The organism is Streptomyces sp. NPDC047853 (genome assembly GCF_043204535.1).
GTDB lineage: Bacteria > Actinomycetota > Actinomycetes > Streptomycetales > Streptomycetaceae > Streptomyces.
This window is the reverse complement of sequence record NZ_JBIDCI010000004.1, coordinates 460,146-475,064: the sequence shown is the minus strand read 5'-3', so window position 1 is coordinate 475,064 and position 14,919 is coordinate 460,146. Positions and strand designations below refer to the sequence as shown.

Here is a 14,919-nt window from a genome sequence, read left to right as displayed (position 1 = left end):
CATCGCGCCATCGGCGGGCCGTGCGGCACAGTCGTCCTCGACCGCACGACGACCCAGCCGAAGGAGACGCCGGCCATGACCACCGCCACCGGTGACGTGACGACCACCCGCGCCACGGTCGAGGAGCTGCTGCGCAGGATCGGGCAGGGCGACCCGGACCGGATCGCCGAGCTGTACGACGAGTCGGCCGACTGGCGGCTGAGTTGGCCCGAGGACGAGCACGGCCGCGCCGCCACCCCCTGGATCCGGCACCGGCGCACCCGTGCGGACGCCGCCGACCACTACCGCCTGCTCGCCGCCCACCATGTGCCGGGCCGGGCGGACACCCGCGTCGAGCGCGTCCTGGTCGAGGGAGAGGACGCCGTGGTGCTCGGCGAGATCCGGCAGACCGCCGCGACCACCGGGCGCTCCTATCGAGCCACCTTCGCCCTGCACCTGACCGTGCGGAACGGCCTGATCGTCCGCCACCACGTGTACGAGGACAGCCTCACCGTGGCCCGGGCTTTCACCCCCTAGGTGACATCCGATGACGAGGGCGCGCCCTCCTCCCCCCCCGCGGCGGCCAGCAGGACGCGCGCCGCCTCGCGGGCCTCCCGGGCGGGACCCGTACCTCCCGCGACGCCCGCCGTGACCATGGCACCCTCGGCCAGCAGGAACAGCTGCCCGCCCACCGCGGCGGGCAGTCCCGCGTCGGTCGCCAGGCGGTCGAGGAACGCGCGGAACGCCTCCTTGTGCGCCCGCACCCGGTCCGCCACCGGCGCCGAGGTGGCCCCCAGTTCGCCGTACGCGTTGATCCACGCGCAGCCGCGGAAGCCGGGCTCGGCGAACCACTGCCCGAGCCAGTCGAAGACGGCCAGGATCCGGGTGCCGGGCTCCGGGTGCCGGTGGACGTGCTCCGCCAGCCGTCCCCGCCAGCGGACGTCACGCCGTTCCAGATACGCCACCACCAGCTGCTCCTTGGCCGGGAACAGTCCGTAGAGGCGCTTGAGGGAGACGCCGGAGTCGCCGCGGACGTCGTCCATGCCGACGGCCTGGACGCCCCGCGCGTAGAACAGCCGCTCCGCCGCGTCCAGCACCCGCTCGCGGGCGGCCTCGCCGTCCATGGTGACCCCTTACCGGAAGCGCCGTGTCTCTCCCGCGCGCTCCGACCTGCTTCCTTGACGGGAGAACGCGCGTTCTCCTACGGTAGCAGCCGTCGGAGAACGCGCGTTCTCCGCCGCTCTCCCCGGAGGTTCAGCCATGACGACCGACCGTCCGCCCCTGCCGCCGTTCACCCGCGAGACCGCCGCCCGGAAGGTGCGGGCGGCCGAGGACGCCTGGAACACCCGCGATCCGCACCGGGTCGCGCTCGCGTACTCCGAGGACTCCGTCTGGCGCAACCGCGACACGTTCCTGACGGGTCGCCCGGCCATCGTCGAGTTCCTCACCGCCAAGTGGGCGCGCGAGCACGAGTACGCGCTGCGCAAGGAGCTGTGGGCCTTCGACGGCAACCGCATCGCCGTCCGCTTCCGCTACGAGTCCCACGACGCCGACGGCCAGTGGTGGCGCTCCTACGGCAACGAGCTGTGGGAGTTCGACGAGCACGGCCTCATGACCCGGCGGGAGGCGAGCATCAACGACGTGGCCATCGCGGAGTCGGACCGCCGTATCCGCGGCCCCCGGAGCGTTCAGTAGGGTTCCGGGGTGAGCGAACAGGCCGGGAGCGCCGCGAAACCCTTCCTCTACGTCGTCGTGTGCGCCGCCGGAGTGGCCTCGGGCGTCACCGGGTTGATCACCGCCGCGCGGCAACGCGGCTGGGAGGTCGGCGTCTTCGCGACCCCGGTCGCCATGGACGGCTTCTTCGACACCGCCGAGGTCGAGGCACGGACCGGCCGCCCCATCCGCTCCGCCTGGCGCCGCCCCGGCGATCCGCGGCCCTTCCCGGCGCCGGACGCCGTCGTCGTCGCGCCCGCCACCTTCAACACGGTCAACAAGTGGGCGGCCGGCCTGGCCGACACCCTGGCCCTGGCCACCCTGTGCGAAGCGTGCGGACTGGGCGTCCCCGTCGCCGTACTGCCGTGCGTCGCCGACGCGCTGGCGTCCCACCCCGCGTACCGGGAGAGCCTGGCACGGCTGCGCGGCATGGGCGTGCGCTTCGGGGACCCGTACGCCGGGGAGGCGGCAGCGGACGGCACCCGACCGGACTTCGCCTGGGAACGGGCGCTGGACCTGCTCGAACCGCGCTGACCCGCCCGGCCTTCGAGTCCGCACGAGGACGTACGCTCGCGACTGTCACCGATGATCCCGAAGACAGGAGCGGCAACGATGCAGTACGTGAAGCTCGGCTCGACGGGCCTGGACGTCTCGCGGATCTGCCTGGGCTGCATGACCTACGGTGTGCCCGACCGCGGCACGCACGAGTGGACCCTCGACGAGGAGGCCTCGCGTCCGCTGATCCGGCAGGCGCTGGACGCCGGCATCACCTTCTTCGACACGGCCAACGTCTACTCGGACGGCACCAGCGAGGAGATCGTCGGCAAGGCGCTGCGCGACTTCGCCCGCCGCGACGACATCGTGCTCGCGACCAAGGTGCACGGCAGGATGCGGCCCGGACCCAACGGCGGCGGGCTGTCCCGCAAGGCGATCATGACCGAGATCGACCACAGTCTGCGACGCCTGGGCACCGGGTACGTCGACCTCTACCAGATCCACCGCTTCGACCCGCACACGCCGGTCGAGGAGACGATGGAGGCGCTGCACGACCTGGTGAAGGCGGGCAAGGTCCGCTATCTCGGAGCCAGTTCGATGTACGCCTGGCAGTTCTCGAAAATGCAGTACACCGCCGAGCGGCACGGCTGGACGAAGTTCGTGTCCATGCAGAACCACTACAACCTCCTCTACCGCGAGGAGGAGCGGGAGATGCTGCCGCTCTGCGCGGACCAGGGCGTCGGCGTGCTGCCCTGGAGCCCGCTCGCCCGCGGCCGCCTCACCCGCGACTGGGACACCGCCACCGAGCGCAGCGCCACCGACACCTTCGGCAGCACCCTCTACCAGGAGGGCGACCGCGCCGTGGTCGACGCCGTCACCCGCATCGCCGGCGACCGCGGTGTGCCGCGCGCGCAGGTGGCTCTGGCCTGGCTGCTGCACCGGTCCGCGGTGACCGCGCCGATCATCGGCGCCTCGAAGCCGCGGCATCTCGAGGACGCCGTCGCGGCGGTCGAACTGACGCTGACCGAGAAGGAGGCCGAGGAGCTGGAGCGGCCCTACGCGCCGCACCCGATCGCCGGTCACTGATCCCTCCGGGGGAGCGCCCCGTGATCTCAGGGCCCGGTCCCCGCTTCCAGGGCGGTGACGGACACGGACGACCCGGCGCCGCCCACCGGGACCTCACCGGCCGTCCACGCGACCTCGATGGGGTCCCGCTCGTCCGGCGGGGTGACGAGCAGTGCCGCCGGGGTCGCGGTGCGGGCGCCGCTGATCTGCGGGCTGGAGAAGGACAGCCCGGCCCACGCGCTCTTCCCCGGCGGTAGCGTGAGCGTCTCGGGGGAGGAGGGCACACGGTCGGGGTCGGGGCCGAGCTGCTCGCCGGACGCGTCCACGAAGGCGGCGCCCGGATGGCCGTACACCGTGCAGGTGCGGTCGGAGGTGTTGGTCAGCACGATCGGGAAGTTCCGCTGGCCCGCGCCCGGGTCGACGCGGCCGACGGCGGCCCGCAGCTCGGAGGTGTGACAGCGGCCGTCGGTGCGGGCCGAGGCTGAGGCCGACCCGGCGGTGTCGCTGGGCGCGGCGCCGTCGGCGGGCGCGGTGGCGCTGCCCGCACCGGAGTCCGCTCCGGTCGTGCTCGGGGCCTCGGTGGCGCGCGGGGTGCCCGGGCCCGCCGTACCGCTCTCGCTCCCGCACGCGGTCAGCACGCCGAGGACCGCGAGCGCACTCGCCAGCAGGGCCGTCCGGCACCGGGGCTGGGACGTGTTCGCCATCGCTTCTCCGCACTCCCGTGAGGTCCCGCGCACGGCCCGCCGCGCGGGACGGCACCGTACGCCCTGTGCCGTCGAGTGTCCCGCCGCGCGGGCCGGGAAACGAGGGCGCGCCCGGTACCCGTCCACCGCGCGCCCCCGAGGTCACTCCTCGCCGAGCAGCCCCAGTTCCGCCCAGATCGTCTTGCCCTCGGTCGTGTGCCGGCTGCCCCAGCGCTGGGTCAGCTGGGCCACCAGCAGCAGACCGCGGCCGCCCTCGTCCCAGGTCTTGGCCCGGCGCAGGTGCGGCGCGGTGTGGCTGGTGTCGGAGACCTCGCAGATCAGCGTCGCCGCGTCGTGGATCAGCCGCAGCCGGATGGGCGGGGAGCCGTACCGGATGGCGTTGGTGACCAGCTCGCTGACCACCAGTTCGGCCGTGAACGACGCCTCCAGCAGGGACCAGACGGACAGTTGCTCGACGACCTGCTTGCGGACCGGGGCGACCAGCGACGGGTCGTTCGGGATGTCCCAGGTGGCGACCTGCCCGGCGGGCAGCCCCCGGGTACGGGCCAGCAGCAGGGCCACGTCGTCGGCGGCGCCGCCCGACGGCAGCAGCGCGTGCAGCACCCGGTCGCACAGGGTGTCCAGCGAGTCGGTGGCGGCGGCCAGCGCCTCGCGCAGCAGCGCCTGGCCGGCGTCGGCGTCCCGCTCCCGGCTCTCCACCAGCCCGTCGGTGTAGAACGACAGCACGCTGCCCTCGCGCAGCTCCAGCTCGGCGGACTCGAAGGGCAGCCCGCCCACGCCCAGCGGCGGGCCGGAGGGCAGGTCGATCTGCCGGGGCGGGCCGTCCGGCGGGACCAGGAACGGTGCCGGATGCCCGGCCCGGGCCAGCGAGCAGCGCCGCGACACCGGGTCGTACACCGCGTACAGGCAGGTGGCGCCGACCTCGCCGGTGCCGTCGTCGCCGGACTCCTCGGACAGCCGGACGACCAGGTCGTCGAGGTGGGTGAGGAGTTCCTCGGGCGTCAGGTCGATGTCGGCGAGGGTACGGACCGCGGTGCGCAGCCGGCCCATGGTGGCCGAGGCCTGGATGCCGTGCCCGACGACGTCCCCGACGACCATCGCCACCCGCATCCCGGACAGCGGGATGACGTCGAACCAGTCGCCGCCGACCCCGGAGCGCGCGGCCGGCAGATAGCGGGAGGCCGCCTCCACCGCCGCGGTGGGTGGCAGCCAGCGGGGGAGCAGGCTGCGCTGCAGGGTCAGCGTCGACTCCCGCTCGCGGGAGTAGCGGCGGGCGTTGTCGATACAGACGGCGGCGCGGGCGGTGACCTCCTCGGCGAGCAGCCGGTCGTCGTCCGTGAAGGGGTACGGCCGCCGGAACCGGGTGAACACCGCGACGCCGAGCGTGGTGCCGCGGGCCTGCAGCGGCACGGACATCGTGGAGTGGATGCCGTACTCATGGACCCGCCGGACGCGCAGCGGGTCCCACTCCCGCCAGCGCTCCAGGTCGCCGCTGGGCACCTCGGCGATGATCGCGCGGCCGGCGAGCAGACACTCGGCCTGGGGCGACCCGGCCGGGTAGACGTCCAGCCGTCCCGGCTCGACCACCGCCTCCGGGCACCCCGGGTTGACCGACTGGTGGGCGGCCCGGCGCAGGCCCACCGGCGGCGCCGGCACGGCGGCGGGCTCACCGCCGTGCTCCTGCGCGTCCAGCAGGTCGACGCTCACGAAGTCCGCCAGCGCGGGGACGCACACGTCCGCCAGCTCCTGCGCCGTACGGGTCACGTCCAGTGTCGTGCCGATCCGGACGCTGGCCTCGTTGACCAGGTGCAGCCGCTCGCGGGACAGGTGCTGCTCGGTGAAGTCGTGGGCGCTCACGCAGGCGCCGCGCACCCGCCCGCCGGCGTCGCTGAGGGGCGCGATCCGCGCGTGCCACGCGTGGGCACGGCTCTCGCCGGTGGCCTTGAGGTGGGTGTGCATGTCGTCCGTGCGGCCGGTGTCGAGCACCTGCCGCAGGCGCCGTTCGAGCTCCGTGTTCTGCGGCCGGCTGCCGAGGTCGGTGGGCCGCAGACCGCGGACGCGGTCCGCGGGGAGACCGAGGAGCTGTGCCATGACGTCGTTGACATCGCGCAGCCGAAGCCGGTCGTCGAAGATCATCGTGGCGCAGGGGGACTGGGCGAGGGCCGCCGCGACCAGCGGGTCCTCCGGGCGCGCGGGGCCGCGGTCCAGCGGGGAGACCGCGAGCCAGGTGCCGGGGGCGCCGTCCGGCGACGCTCTGCGGTGGGCGAGCACCCACACGGAGACGGTGCGCCCGTCGCGGTGCCGCAGGGCCAGCGTGCCGTTCCAGCGCTCCTCGCCGGGGCCGGGCCGGGGGTCGTCGGCGCCGTCGGCCAGCAGCCTGGCGGCGGGGCGTCCCACGACATCGGCGGCCGGATGGCCCAGCAGCAGGCGGGCGCCCTCGTTCCACTCCCGCAAGGTGCCGGAGTCGTCGACGACGACGCGGGCCGTGGCGGCATCGTCGGACGGGTTGACCGGACTCATCGTCGCCACTCCATTGCGCACACCCACGGTGAACAGCGCGTCACCTGAAGACCAGCCTAGTGCGTCCGCGCTCCGTACGGACCCGAACCACAGGGCCCGCGGAGCCCCGCCGCCCCAGGGGCCACCGGGTCGGCGGGCCGCACGGGACAGAAAAGGCTTTCTGTGCTCTTGACGAGCACATGTGGCGCGACGTCAGAATCTGTTTGGTCGCGATCAGTTGCGAGTAATTCTGAGCCCTGTTGTCTTGCTCTGTTGTCCTGCCGAGGGAGATCCGCCATGACGGTCACGCGCAGAACGGTTCTGATCGCCTCCGCCGCGACACCGGCGGCCGGAGCGGTGCTCGGCGCCCCGCCGGCCTCGGCCGCGGCCACGTCCGGGGTCCGCGCGGGCCGCGGCGTCATCCCCCTGCGCGACGGCTGGCGCTTCCTGCTCGCCGACCCCGACGGATCCGCCGACGACACGACCGGCGCCGCCGACCCCGCCCACGACGACTCGGCGTGGCGCGAGGTCGCCGTCCCGCACGACTGGAGCATCGAGCAGGCGCCCACCACGGAGCACGGCACCACCAGCGGTACCGGATTCCTCCCGGGCGGCCTCGGCTGGTACCGCCTCGCCTTCACCCTGCCGCCCGCCCTCGCCGGGAAGCGGATCTCGGTCGAGTTCGACGGCGTGTACATGGACGCCCACGTCCACTGCAACGGCCGGGAGGCGGGCCGCCACCCCTACGGCTACACGGGCTTCGCCCTCGACCTCACCGACCTGGTGCACACCGACGGCCGCACCGAGAACGTCCTCGCCGTGCGGGTGCGCAACCGGCTGCCCAGCAGCCGCTGGTACTCCGGCAGCGGCATCTACCGCGAGGCCCGCCTCGTCGTCACCGAACCGGTGCACGTACGGCGCTGGGGCACGTACGTCACCACACCGCGGGTGAGCGAGGAGCGCGCCGTCGTCCGGGTGGCGACGTCGGTCGTGAACACGACCGGCACCGCGCGCGAGGTCGAGATCCGGTCGACGGTCGAGGACTCCGACGGACGCACCGTGGCCCGCGCGACCTCCACGGTCGACGTCACCACGGACGCGAGCGAGACGCACGAACTCACCGTCGAGCGCCCCCGGATGTGGGACTTCGCCACACCGCACCGGTACGCCCTGCACACCGAACTGCGGGTCGGCGGACGCGTCGTCGACACCTACCGCACCCCGTTCGGCATCCGCACCTTCCGCGTCGACCCCGAGGAGGGCTTCCACCTCAACGGCAGGTACGCCAAGATCAAGGGCGTCGACCTGCACCACGACCTCGGGGCGCTCGGCGCCGCCGTGAGCACCGACGCGATCCGCCGCCAGATGACCCTCATGAAGTCGATGGGGGTCAACGCCTTCCGGACCTCCCACAACCCGCCCGCGCCCGAGATGATCGAGGTCTGCGAGGAGTTGGGCATCATCATGCTGGTGGAGGCCTTCGACTGCTGGCGCACCGGCAAGAACACCTACGACTACGGCCGGTTCTTCGACGAGTGGTGCGAGACGGACGCCACCGAGATGGTGCTCGCCGCCCGCAACTCGCCCGCCGTGGTGATGTGGTCGATCGGCAACGAGGTCCCCGACTCCACCTCCACCGCCGGGCTCGCGATGGCCGACCGGATCATCGACGCGATCCGCGCCGCCGACGACACCCGCCCGCTGGTCATCGGCTCCGACAAGTACCGCCGGCTGCCGGCCAAGGGCTCCGCGGCCGACCTGATGGTGGCCAGGCTCGACGGCCTGGGCCTCAACTACAACACCGCCAAATCCGTGGACGACCTGCACACGGCCTACCCGCACCTGTTCCTCTTCGAGTCCGAGTCGTCGTCCGAGACCTCCACGCGCGGCACCTACCAGGAGCCGGAGCACCTCAACACCGGCGAGAACCAGACCCCGGGTCGGCGCGCCACCTCGTCCTACGACAACAACCTCGCCTCCTGGACCATGAGCGGCGAGTACGGCCACAAGAAGGACCGGGACCGGAAGTGGTTCGCCGGCCAGTTCCTGTGGTCCGGCATCGACTACATCGGGGAGCCCACCCCCTACGACGTCTTCCCGGTGAAGGCCTCCTTCTTCGGCGCGGTCGACACCGCCGGCTTCCCCAAGGACATGTACCACCTGTTCCGGAGCCAGTGGACCCACGAGCCGATGGTCCACCTGCTGCCGACCACCTGGAACCACCGCGAGGGCGACACCGTCGAGGTCTGGGCGTACGCGAACGTCGCCACCGTCGAGCTGTACCTGAACGGGAGGTCCCTGGGCATCCGCGCGTTCGACACCAAGAAGACCGTCGACGGCCGCTCCTACCTGGAGACCACCGAGGCCACCGGTGACGACAAGACCTTCACCGACGGCCCCTACCCCGGCAGCTACACCAGTCCGAACGGCAGCGCCGGCAAGCTGCACCTGGCCTGGACGGTCCCCTTCGAGCCGGGCGAGCTGAAGGCCGTGGCCCGGCGGAACGGCAGGGTGGTCGCCACCGACGTCCTGCGCACCGCCGGGACCCCGTACGCCGTGCGCCTGACGCCGGACCGCGGGAGCGTCGCCGCCGACGGCCGTTCCCTGGTCTTCGTCACCGCCGAGGTGGTCGACCGGCGCGGCGTGGTGGTGCCCGGCGCCGAGCACCTGCTCTCCTTCGAGGTGGCGGGCGGCTCCCTGGCCGGAGTGGACAACGGCCGCCAGGAGAGCGCCGAGCGCTACCAGGCCAGTACCCGCACCGCCTTCCACGGCAAGGCCCTGGCCATCGTGCGGGCGGGCACCGGGCCCGGGACACTCCGGGTCATGGCCCGCGCGGACGGGCTGCGCCCGGGTACGGCGACCGTGCGCACGCGCCCGGCCGAGGACCCGGCGACCACGCCGGCCCCCCGTTTCCGGGCGGATCACCCGGCCCCCGTGGCCCACCCGCACGCGGACGCGAGCTACTCCGGCCGCCCCGACACCCTTCCCGGCGCCATGCTCGACGGCGATCCGGCGACCGGCTGGTCCAACGGCTTCCACAAGGCGGCGACCGCCCTGCTGCCCGCCTTCGAGGGAGCCCGCGGCGAGGACTGGGTCTCGGTGGACCACGGCCGCCGGCGCACGTACGACCGCCTGGAGGTGTCCTTCACCGTCGACGGCCGGCACAGCCTGCCCGCGACGGTCGAGGTCGCCGTCTGGGACGGCCGCGTCTGGCACCCGGTGGAGGGGGCGCGGACCGACTGGGCCGCCGCCTCCGACGCGCCCACCGTCATCACCTTCGGCGCGGTACGCGGCTCCCGCGTCCGGCTCACGATGACCAGCCGTCACCCCGGCGAGGTGGCGGGAGCGGTCCGCATCAGCCGGCTGGAAGCGCCCACGGCCTGACGCCGTCCACGGGGTCCGGACGGGAAACCAGTCCCGTCCGGACCGTTGACGGGGTGTCATGTCTGCCACAAGCATGGCCTGCGATCCCTTTTGGGAGCGCTCCCATCCATGTCGGGCGCCCTCCCATCGACGTGAGCGTCACCCCCCGCACCTCCCTTGAGGAGCCCAGACGTGAAAAGACGCAGAACCGCACTCGCGGTCTCCCTGACGGCCCTGCTGGCGGCGGCCGTCACCGCGGTGCCCGCCGCGCCGGCCGGGGCCGAGGAGACCGAACAGGTCAGGAACGGAACGTTCGACGACGGCACCGCATCCTGGTGGTCGAGCAGCAACGTCACCGCCGGAGTGTCCGACGGCCGGCTGTGTGCCGACGCCCCCGGCGGCACCGCCAACCGCTGGGACGCGGCCGTCGGCCAGAACGACGTCACCCTGGTGGCGGGGGAGTCGTACCGGTTCTCCTTCTCCGCGACCGGCGCGCCCGCCGACCACGTGGTCCGGGCGATCGTGGGCCTGTCGGTGGCCCCGTACGACACCTACTACGAGGTCAGCCCGCAGCTGAGCGTCTCCGGCAACACCTACTCGTACACCTTCACCTCGCCCGTCGACACCACCCAGGGCCAGGTCGGGTTCCAGCTCGGCGGCACGCCCGATCCCTGGCGGTTCTGCGTGGACGACGTGTCCCTGCTGGGCGGGGTGGCGCCCGAGCCGCACGTGCCCGACACCGGGCCGCGGGTCCGGGTCAACCAGGTCGGCTACCTGCCGTCCGGCCCGAAGAACGCCACCCTCGTCACCGAGGCCACCGCGCGCCTGCCGTGGCGGCTGAAGGACGACGACGGCCGGACCGTCGCCCAGGGCTGGAGCGTGCCACGCGGCGTGGACGCCTCCTCGGGGCAGAACGTCCACTCGATCGACTTCGGCCGCCACACCGCGCGCGGCGCGGGCTACACCCTGGTCGCCGACGGCGAGACCAGCCGCCCCTTCGACATCGGCACGGCCGCCTACGAGCGGCTGCGCACCGACTCCGCGAAGTACTACTACACACAGCGCAGCGGCATCGCCATCAGCGACGACCTGCGCCCCGGCTACGCCCGCCCGGCCGGGCACGTCGGCGTGGCGCCCAACCAGGGTGACACCGAGGTGCCCTGCCAGCCCGGCGTGTGCGACTACACCCTCGACGTCTCCGGCGGCTGGTACGACGCCGGCGACCACGGGAAGTACGTCGTGAACGGCGGCATCTCCACCTGGGAGCTGCTCAGCACCTACGAGCGCTCGCTGCACGCCCGCACCGGGGAGCCGTCGAAGCTCGGCGACGGCACCCTCGCCATCCCGGAGAGCGGCAACAAGGTGCCGGACCTCCTGGACGAGGTCCGCTGGGAGCTGGACTTCCTGCTGAAGATGCAGGTACCGGAGGGCCGGCCGCTGGCCGGCATGGCCCACCACAAGATCCACGACGAGGCGTGGACCGGGCTGCCGCTGCTGCCCGACGACGACCCCCAGAAGCGCGAGCTGCACCCGCCGACCACCGCGGCCACCCTGAACCTGGCCGCGACGGCGGCGCAGGCGGCCCGCCTCTACCGCCCCTACGACCGGGAGTTCGCCGCGAAGGCGCTCGATGCGGCCCGCACCGCCTGGACCGCGGCCCTCGCCCACCCGGACGTGCTCGCCGACGAGAACGACGGCATCGGCGGCGGGGCCTACCCCGACGGCCAGGTCGAGGACGAGTTCTACTGGGCGGCGGCCGAGCTGTACCTGACCACGGGGGAGCGTGCCTTCAAGGACCACGTGCTGAACTCCCCGGTGCACACCGCCGACATCTTCGGCCCGACCGGCTTCGACTGGGCGCGCACCGCGGCCGCGGCCCGGCTGGACCTCGCGACCGTGCCGAACAGGCTCCCCGGCCGGGACCAGGTCCGCCGGTCCGTCGTCCAGGGCGCCGACCGCTACCTGGCCACGCTGAAGGCGCACCCGTACGGCATGCCGTACGCGCCCGAGGGCAACGTCTACGACTGGGGCTCCAGCCATCAGGTCCTGAACAACGCCGTCGTCCTCGCCACCGCCTACGACATCACCGGTGGCTCGAAGTACCGTGACGGCGCCGTCCAGAGCATGGACTACATCCTGGGCCGCAACGCGCTGAACATGTCGTACGTCACCGGCTACGGCGAGGTCAACGCCCACAACCAGCACAGCCGCTGGTACGCCCACCAGCTCGACCCGTCGCTGCCCGCGCCGCCCGACGGCACCCTGTCCGGCGGTCCGAACTCGAGCATCCAGGACCCCTACGCGCAGAGCAAACTCCAGGGCTGCGTCGCCCAGTTCTGCTTCATCGACGACATCCAGTCCTGGTCGACCAACGAGCACACCATCAACTGGAACGCCGCACTGGCCCGGATGGCCTCCTTCGTGGCGGACCAGGGCTGACCGCACCACCGCTGTGCCGACCTCCCGCGGTACCGTCTAGCGCGGCTCTGACCTGCTGCTATTTACGGGTCAGTACCCGCGCGGTACCGTGGGAGGCATGCCAGCCCTGAACGTGGAGTTCAGCGACCGCGAGCTAGAGGACCTGCGGCAGATCGCCAAGGAACGCGGTACGTCGATGAAGGCGCTCGTGCGGGAGGCCGCCGCCGCCGACATAGCCCGGCACCGGGCGCTGCAAGAGGGTGCCGAGGCGTTCCGCCGGTTCTTCTCGGCCCACGCCGACGAGTTCGCGGCCGCCTTCCCGGACGACGAACCACCGCCCGTCCAGGGCGAGGGGCGGGCCGCCTGACCCATGGCACCGGTCCTGCACATCGACGTGCCCTGGCTGCTCCAGCGCCACGAGGAAGTACTGCCGGAGCAGCCCGTCGTCAACGACTTCTCCGCGCTGGTCGCCGCCGTCGCCCGGCACCGCGTCGACCCGCCCCGCCTCGGCGTGGACTCCGACCCGGCCTGGCGGGCCGCCGCCCTGCTGCACGCCCTCGCCGTGCTCAAGCCGCTTCCCTCGGCCAACGCCCGCTTCGCCTGCGCGACCGCCGTGGCCTACATGTACGCCAGCGATGTCGGCATCGACCCGCCCTACGGCGCCCTGGTCGACCTCGCGCGTGACCTGATGTCCGGCAAGGCCGACGTCTACGGCGCGGCCGACCGGCTCCGTTCCTGGCAGATCTGACCGGCGGACGCGCGGATTCGGCAAGGCGGGCGTACGCGAAGGACCGAAAGCCGGTGTACGGCCCATGAATTCCGCGGAATCTGACCTTCTTTCAAAGAAGGCCCGGGCTTCCCGGTCGCCTTGTTGACCATGAGTGGTTTGTGCGAGAGTGAAGCACCCGTGCGGGGGGTAAAGGCCGGGTCTCGCACGCGCTTTGACGGACCAGGTCCGAATTTCGCCATGGCGAATTCACGCTCCCCCGCCGTGCCGAAAAGGTACACACCATTCGGGTCTCCTTTTCGGCGACCAGGACTTCTGCGTCACCTGCGCGTGGGAAGGAACAGTCTCAGTGCCCACCCCCCACCCCCCTCGGCCCGCGTACCCGCCCTCCGGCGGGGAGTCCGGGGAGTCCGACGAGCTGCTGGCCGCCCGGCTGAGGGACGGCCCGGAGAGCGCCGCCTCCCGGGCGGCGGCGCTGCTGATGGCCCGCCACTGGCAGCCCGCCCACGACTACGCGACCCTCTGCCTTGCCACGTCGACACAGGTCACGGCCATGGTCACCGCCGCCGCCTGGCACCGGGTCCTGGACCGGCTGGCGCAGGGGGAACCGGCCACGGCTCTGCGCCCGAGGCTGCTGGTGGCCGTCCGGGACACGGTCCGGCAGTGGTCCGCGGACGAGGGGGTGTCCAGCGTTCTCCCGCACCTGCTCAAACCCGCAGGGGGACGTGGTATGCGGGCGGCGAAGTCCCTGACCCCGGAAAACCGCACCCTGGCCGCGCGGGCATTCTCGTCCCTTCCCGGTCCGGCCCGCTGTTTGCTGTGGCACACGGAGGTCGAGGGTGAGCCCATAAGTGTCCCCGCCGGGCTGCTCGGCATGGACACCGACACCGCGTCGGCCGCCCTCGCACACGCGCGGGAGAAATTCCGCGAGGGTTGTCTGGACGCCCACCGGCAGCTCGCGCCGACCCAGGACTGCCGTTTCCACGGCCGGCTCCTCGACGTCCCCATCCGCCGGGGCGGAGCCCTGCTGCCGGACGTCCGCAAGCACCTGGCGGACTGCCGGCACTGCCGGCACGCGGCCGAACAGCTCGGCCACTTCGAGCGCGGACTGGGCACGTTGATCGCCGAAGCGGTCCTGGGCTGGGGCGCCCGGCGCTATCTCGACTCCCGGCCGGCGCGCACGACCCTGGGCACCCTCGCCAAGGGCGCCGCACGGCACCGGGGCGGGCGCCCCCGTCTGCTGGCCCGCGTGCCACTGCCCGTGCGGCCGCGCTCCGGCCGCGCGATGCTGAGGCAGTTCGGCGCCGCGTCCGCCGGGGTGCTGTCCATCGCGCTGGTGGTGAGCGTGTGGTCGTACGACGGCGGGGGCGCCGACCCGGCCGCCTCCACCAGCGCCGTCGGCGGCGACACCGCCGCCTCCGGGACCAGCCGCCCCGAACCGCCGGGCTCGGCGGGACTGCCCACGGCACCGGACCGGACCCGGCTGCGCAACGCCGCCGCGGAACTCTGCCTCGACGTGCGCCACGATCCGAAGGCCGGCGCGGGCGCCCGGATGGCGGCCTGCTCGGACGCGTGGACCCAGCAGTGGACCCACGAGGACGACGGGCTGCTGCGCAGCGTCGCCGACCCGGGGCTCTGCCTGGACTCGCAGGCGGACGCCGGCGTCGTCGTTCTCGGCGCCTGCGCCGACGCGGGCACCGAGCGCGGCGACGACGTGCGGTACGACCTCACCGGTGAGGAGGAGCTGGTGCCCCGCCGGGACCGGCAGCTCGCCCTCGCCGCCACCTCCACCGCGCCGGACGCCGACGTCGTCGTCAAGGTGCGCGACGGTTCCCCCGTCCAGCGCTGGCGGATCGAGCCGGTGCCGACCGCGGAGGCCTCGCTGTCCATCGCCGGCACCGGCGCCCCGGACGCGCGGACCGTGGAACTGCCGGGCGGCTGAGGGCCGTACCGGGC

Annotated in this window: 12 protein-coding genes; 9 read left to right on the top strand and 3 right to left on the bottom strand. The window is 73.2% G+C overall.

Features of this window, described 5'->3' with window-relative positions:
- The first annotated feature begins 75 nt into the window (after positions 1 to 75).
- The gene (locus ACGF5T_RS11240; RefSeq protein ID WP_356605042.1) at positions 76 to 516 is read left to right on the top strand and encodes a nuclear transport factor 2 family protein; all 441 of its coding nucleotides are present in this window, start codon (positions 76 to 78) and stop codon (positions 514 to 516) included.
- Here the strand turns inward: ACGF5T_RS11240 and ACGF5T_RS11235 are convergent.
- Complete coding sequence (locus ACGF5T_RS11235) at positions 513 to 1,103, bottom strand: TetR/AcrR family transcriptional regulator (protein ID WP_366767157.1); 591 nt, start codon at positions 1,101 to 1,103, stop codon at positions 513 to 515. The two genes, ACGF5T_RS11240 and ACGF5T_RS11235, sit on opposite strands and share 4 nt — an antisense overlap.
- Positions 1,104 to 1,239: 136 nt before the next feature.
- On the opposite strand from ACGF5T_RS11235, the gene ACGF5T_RS11230 reads away from it, so the two are divergent.
- The 3 genes from ACGF5T_RS11230 to ACGF5T_RS11220 all read left to right on the top strand — a co-directional run bounded on the left by ACGF5T_RS11230 (position 1,240) and on the right by ACGF5T_RS11220 (position 3,273).
- Positions 1,240 to 1,674, top strand: a complete 435-nt coding sequence (locus ACGF5T_RS11230) for a nuclear transport factor 2 family protein (protein ID WP_366767156.1) — start codon at positions 1,240 to 1,242, stop codon at positions 1,672 to 1,674.
- A 9-nt stretch (positions 1,675 to 1,683) separates the two neighbouring features.
- Positions 1,684 to 2,226: a flavoprotein gene (locus ACGF5T_RS11225; RefSeq protein ID WP_356605036.1), complete on the top strand. Its 543-nt coding sequence runs from the start codon at positions 1,684 to 1,686 to the stop codon at positions 2,224 to 2,226.
- Positions 2,227 to 2,304: 78 nt separating this feature from the next.
- On the top strand, positions 2,305 to 3,273 hold the full coding sequence (locus tag ACGF5T_RS11220; RefSeq protein WP_366767155.1) for an aldo/keto reductase: 969 nt from the start codon (positions 2,305 to 2,307) through the stop codon (positions 3,271 to 3,273).
- Between the two features lie 26 nt (positions 3,274 to 3,299).
- Here ACGF5T_RS11220 and ACGF5T_RS11215 read toward each other — a convergent pair whose 3' ends face one another.
- Both ACGF5T_RS11215 and ACGF5T_RS11210 read right to left on the bottom strand, forming a co-directional pair.
- Positions 3,300 to 3,956: a DUF4232 domain-containing protein gene (locus ACGF5T_RS11215; protein ID WP_356605032.1), complete on the bottom strand. Its 657-nt coding sequence runs from the start codon at positions 3,954 to 3,956 to the stop codon at positions 3,300 to 3,302.
- Between the two features lie 141 nt (positions 3,957 to 4,097).
- Positions 4,098 to 6,476 (bottom strand): SpoIIE family protein phosphatase, encoded by a 2,379-nt coding sequence (locus tag ACGF5T_RS11210; protein ID WP_361015056.1) that lies wholly within the window; start codon positions 6,474 to 6,476, stop codon positions 4,098 to 4,100.
- 276 nt (positions 6,477 to 6,752) lie between these two features.
- Between ACGF5T_RS11210 and ACGF5T_RS11205 the strand changes: the two genes are divergently transcribed.
- The 5 genes from ACGF5T_RS11205 to ACGF5T_RS11185 all read left to right on the top strand — a co-directional run bounded on the left by ACGF5T_RS11205 (position 6,753) and on the right by ACGF5T_RS11185 (position 14,905).
- Positions 6,753 to 9,839 (top strand): glycoside hydrolase family 2 TIM barrel-domain containing protein, encoded by a 3,087-nt coding sequence (locus tag ACGF5T_RS11205; protein WP_366767154.1) that lies wholly within the window; start codon positions 6,753 to 6,755, stop codon positions 9,837 to 9,839.
- A gap of 171 nt (positions 9,840 to 10,010) precedes the next feature.
- Entirely contained in the window at positions 10,011 to 12,257 is a 2,247-nt protein-coding gene (locus ACGF5T_RS11200) for a glycoside hydrolase family 9 protein (protein WP_366767153.1), read from the top strand.
- 97 nt (positions 12,258 to 12,354) lie between these two features.
- Positions 12,355 to 12,603: a hypothetical protein gene (locus ACGF5T_RS11195; RefSeq protein ID WP_053140837.1), complete on the top strand. Its 249-nt coding sequence runs from the start codon at positions 12,355 to 12,357 to the stop codon at positions 12,601 to 12,603.
- Positions 12,604 to 12,606: 3 nt separating this feature from the next.
- On the top strand, positions 12,607 to 12,984 hold the full coding sequence (locus ACGF5T_RS11190) for a toxin Doc (protein WP_356605024.1): 378 nt from the start codon (positions 12,607 to 12,609) through the stop codon (positions 12,982 to 12,984).
- Positions 12,985 to 13,312: 328 nt separating this feature from the next.
- The gene (locus ACGF5T_RS11185; protein ID WP_361015050.1) at positions 13,313 to 14,905 is read left to right on the top strand and encodes an RICIN domain-containing protein; all 1,593 of its coding nucleotides are present in this window, start codon (positions 13,313 to 13,315) and stop codon (positions 14,903 to 14,905) included.
- Positions 14,906 to 14,919 lie beyond the last annotated feature (14 nt).

Coding starts and splice junctions, on each gene's coding strand:
- ACGF5T_RS11240 (WP_356605042.1), top strand. CDS start 76: ATGACCACCGCCACCGGTGACGTGACGACCACCCGCGCCACGGTCGAG.
- ACGF5T_RS11235 (WP_366767157.1), bottom strand. CDS start 1,103: ATGGACGGCGAGGCCGCCCGCGAGCGGGTGCTGGACGCGGCGGAGCGG.
- ACGF5T_RS11230 (WP_366767156.1), top strand. CDS start 1,240: ATGACGACCGACCGTCCGCCCCTGCCGCCGTTCACCCGCGAGACCGCC.
- ACGF5T_RS11220 (WP_366767155.1), top strand. CDS start 2,305: ATGCAGTACGTGAAGCTCGGCTCGACGGGCCTGGACGTCTCGCGGATC.
- ACGF5T_RS11215 (WP_356605032.1), bottom strand. CDS start 3,956: ATGGCGAACACGTCCCAGCCCCGGTGCCGGACGGCCCTGCTGGCGAGT.
- ACGF5T_RS11210 (WP_361015056.1), bottom strand. CDS start 6,476: ATGAGTCCGGTCAACCCGTCCGACGATGCCGCCACGGCCCGCGTCGTC.
- ACGF5T_RS11205 (WP_366767154.1), top strand. CDS start 6,753: ATGACGGTCACGCGCAGAACGGTTCTGATCGCCTCCGCCGCGACACCG.
- ACGF5T_RS11195 (WP_053140837.1), top strand. CDS start 12,355: ATGCCAGCCCTGAACGTGGAGTTCAGCGACCGCGAGCTAGAGGACCTG.
- ACGF5T_RS11190 (WP_356605024.1), top strand. CDS start 12,607: ATGGCACCGGTCCTGCACATCGACGTGCCCTGGCTGCTCCAGCGCCAC.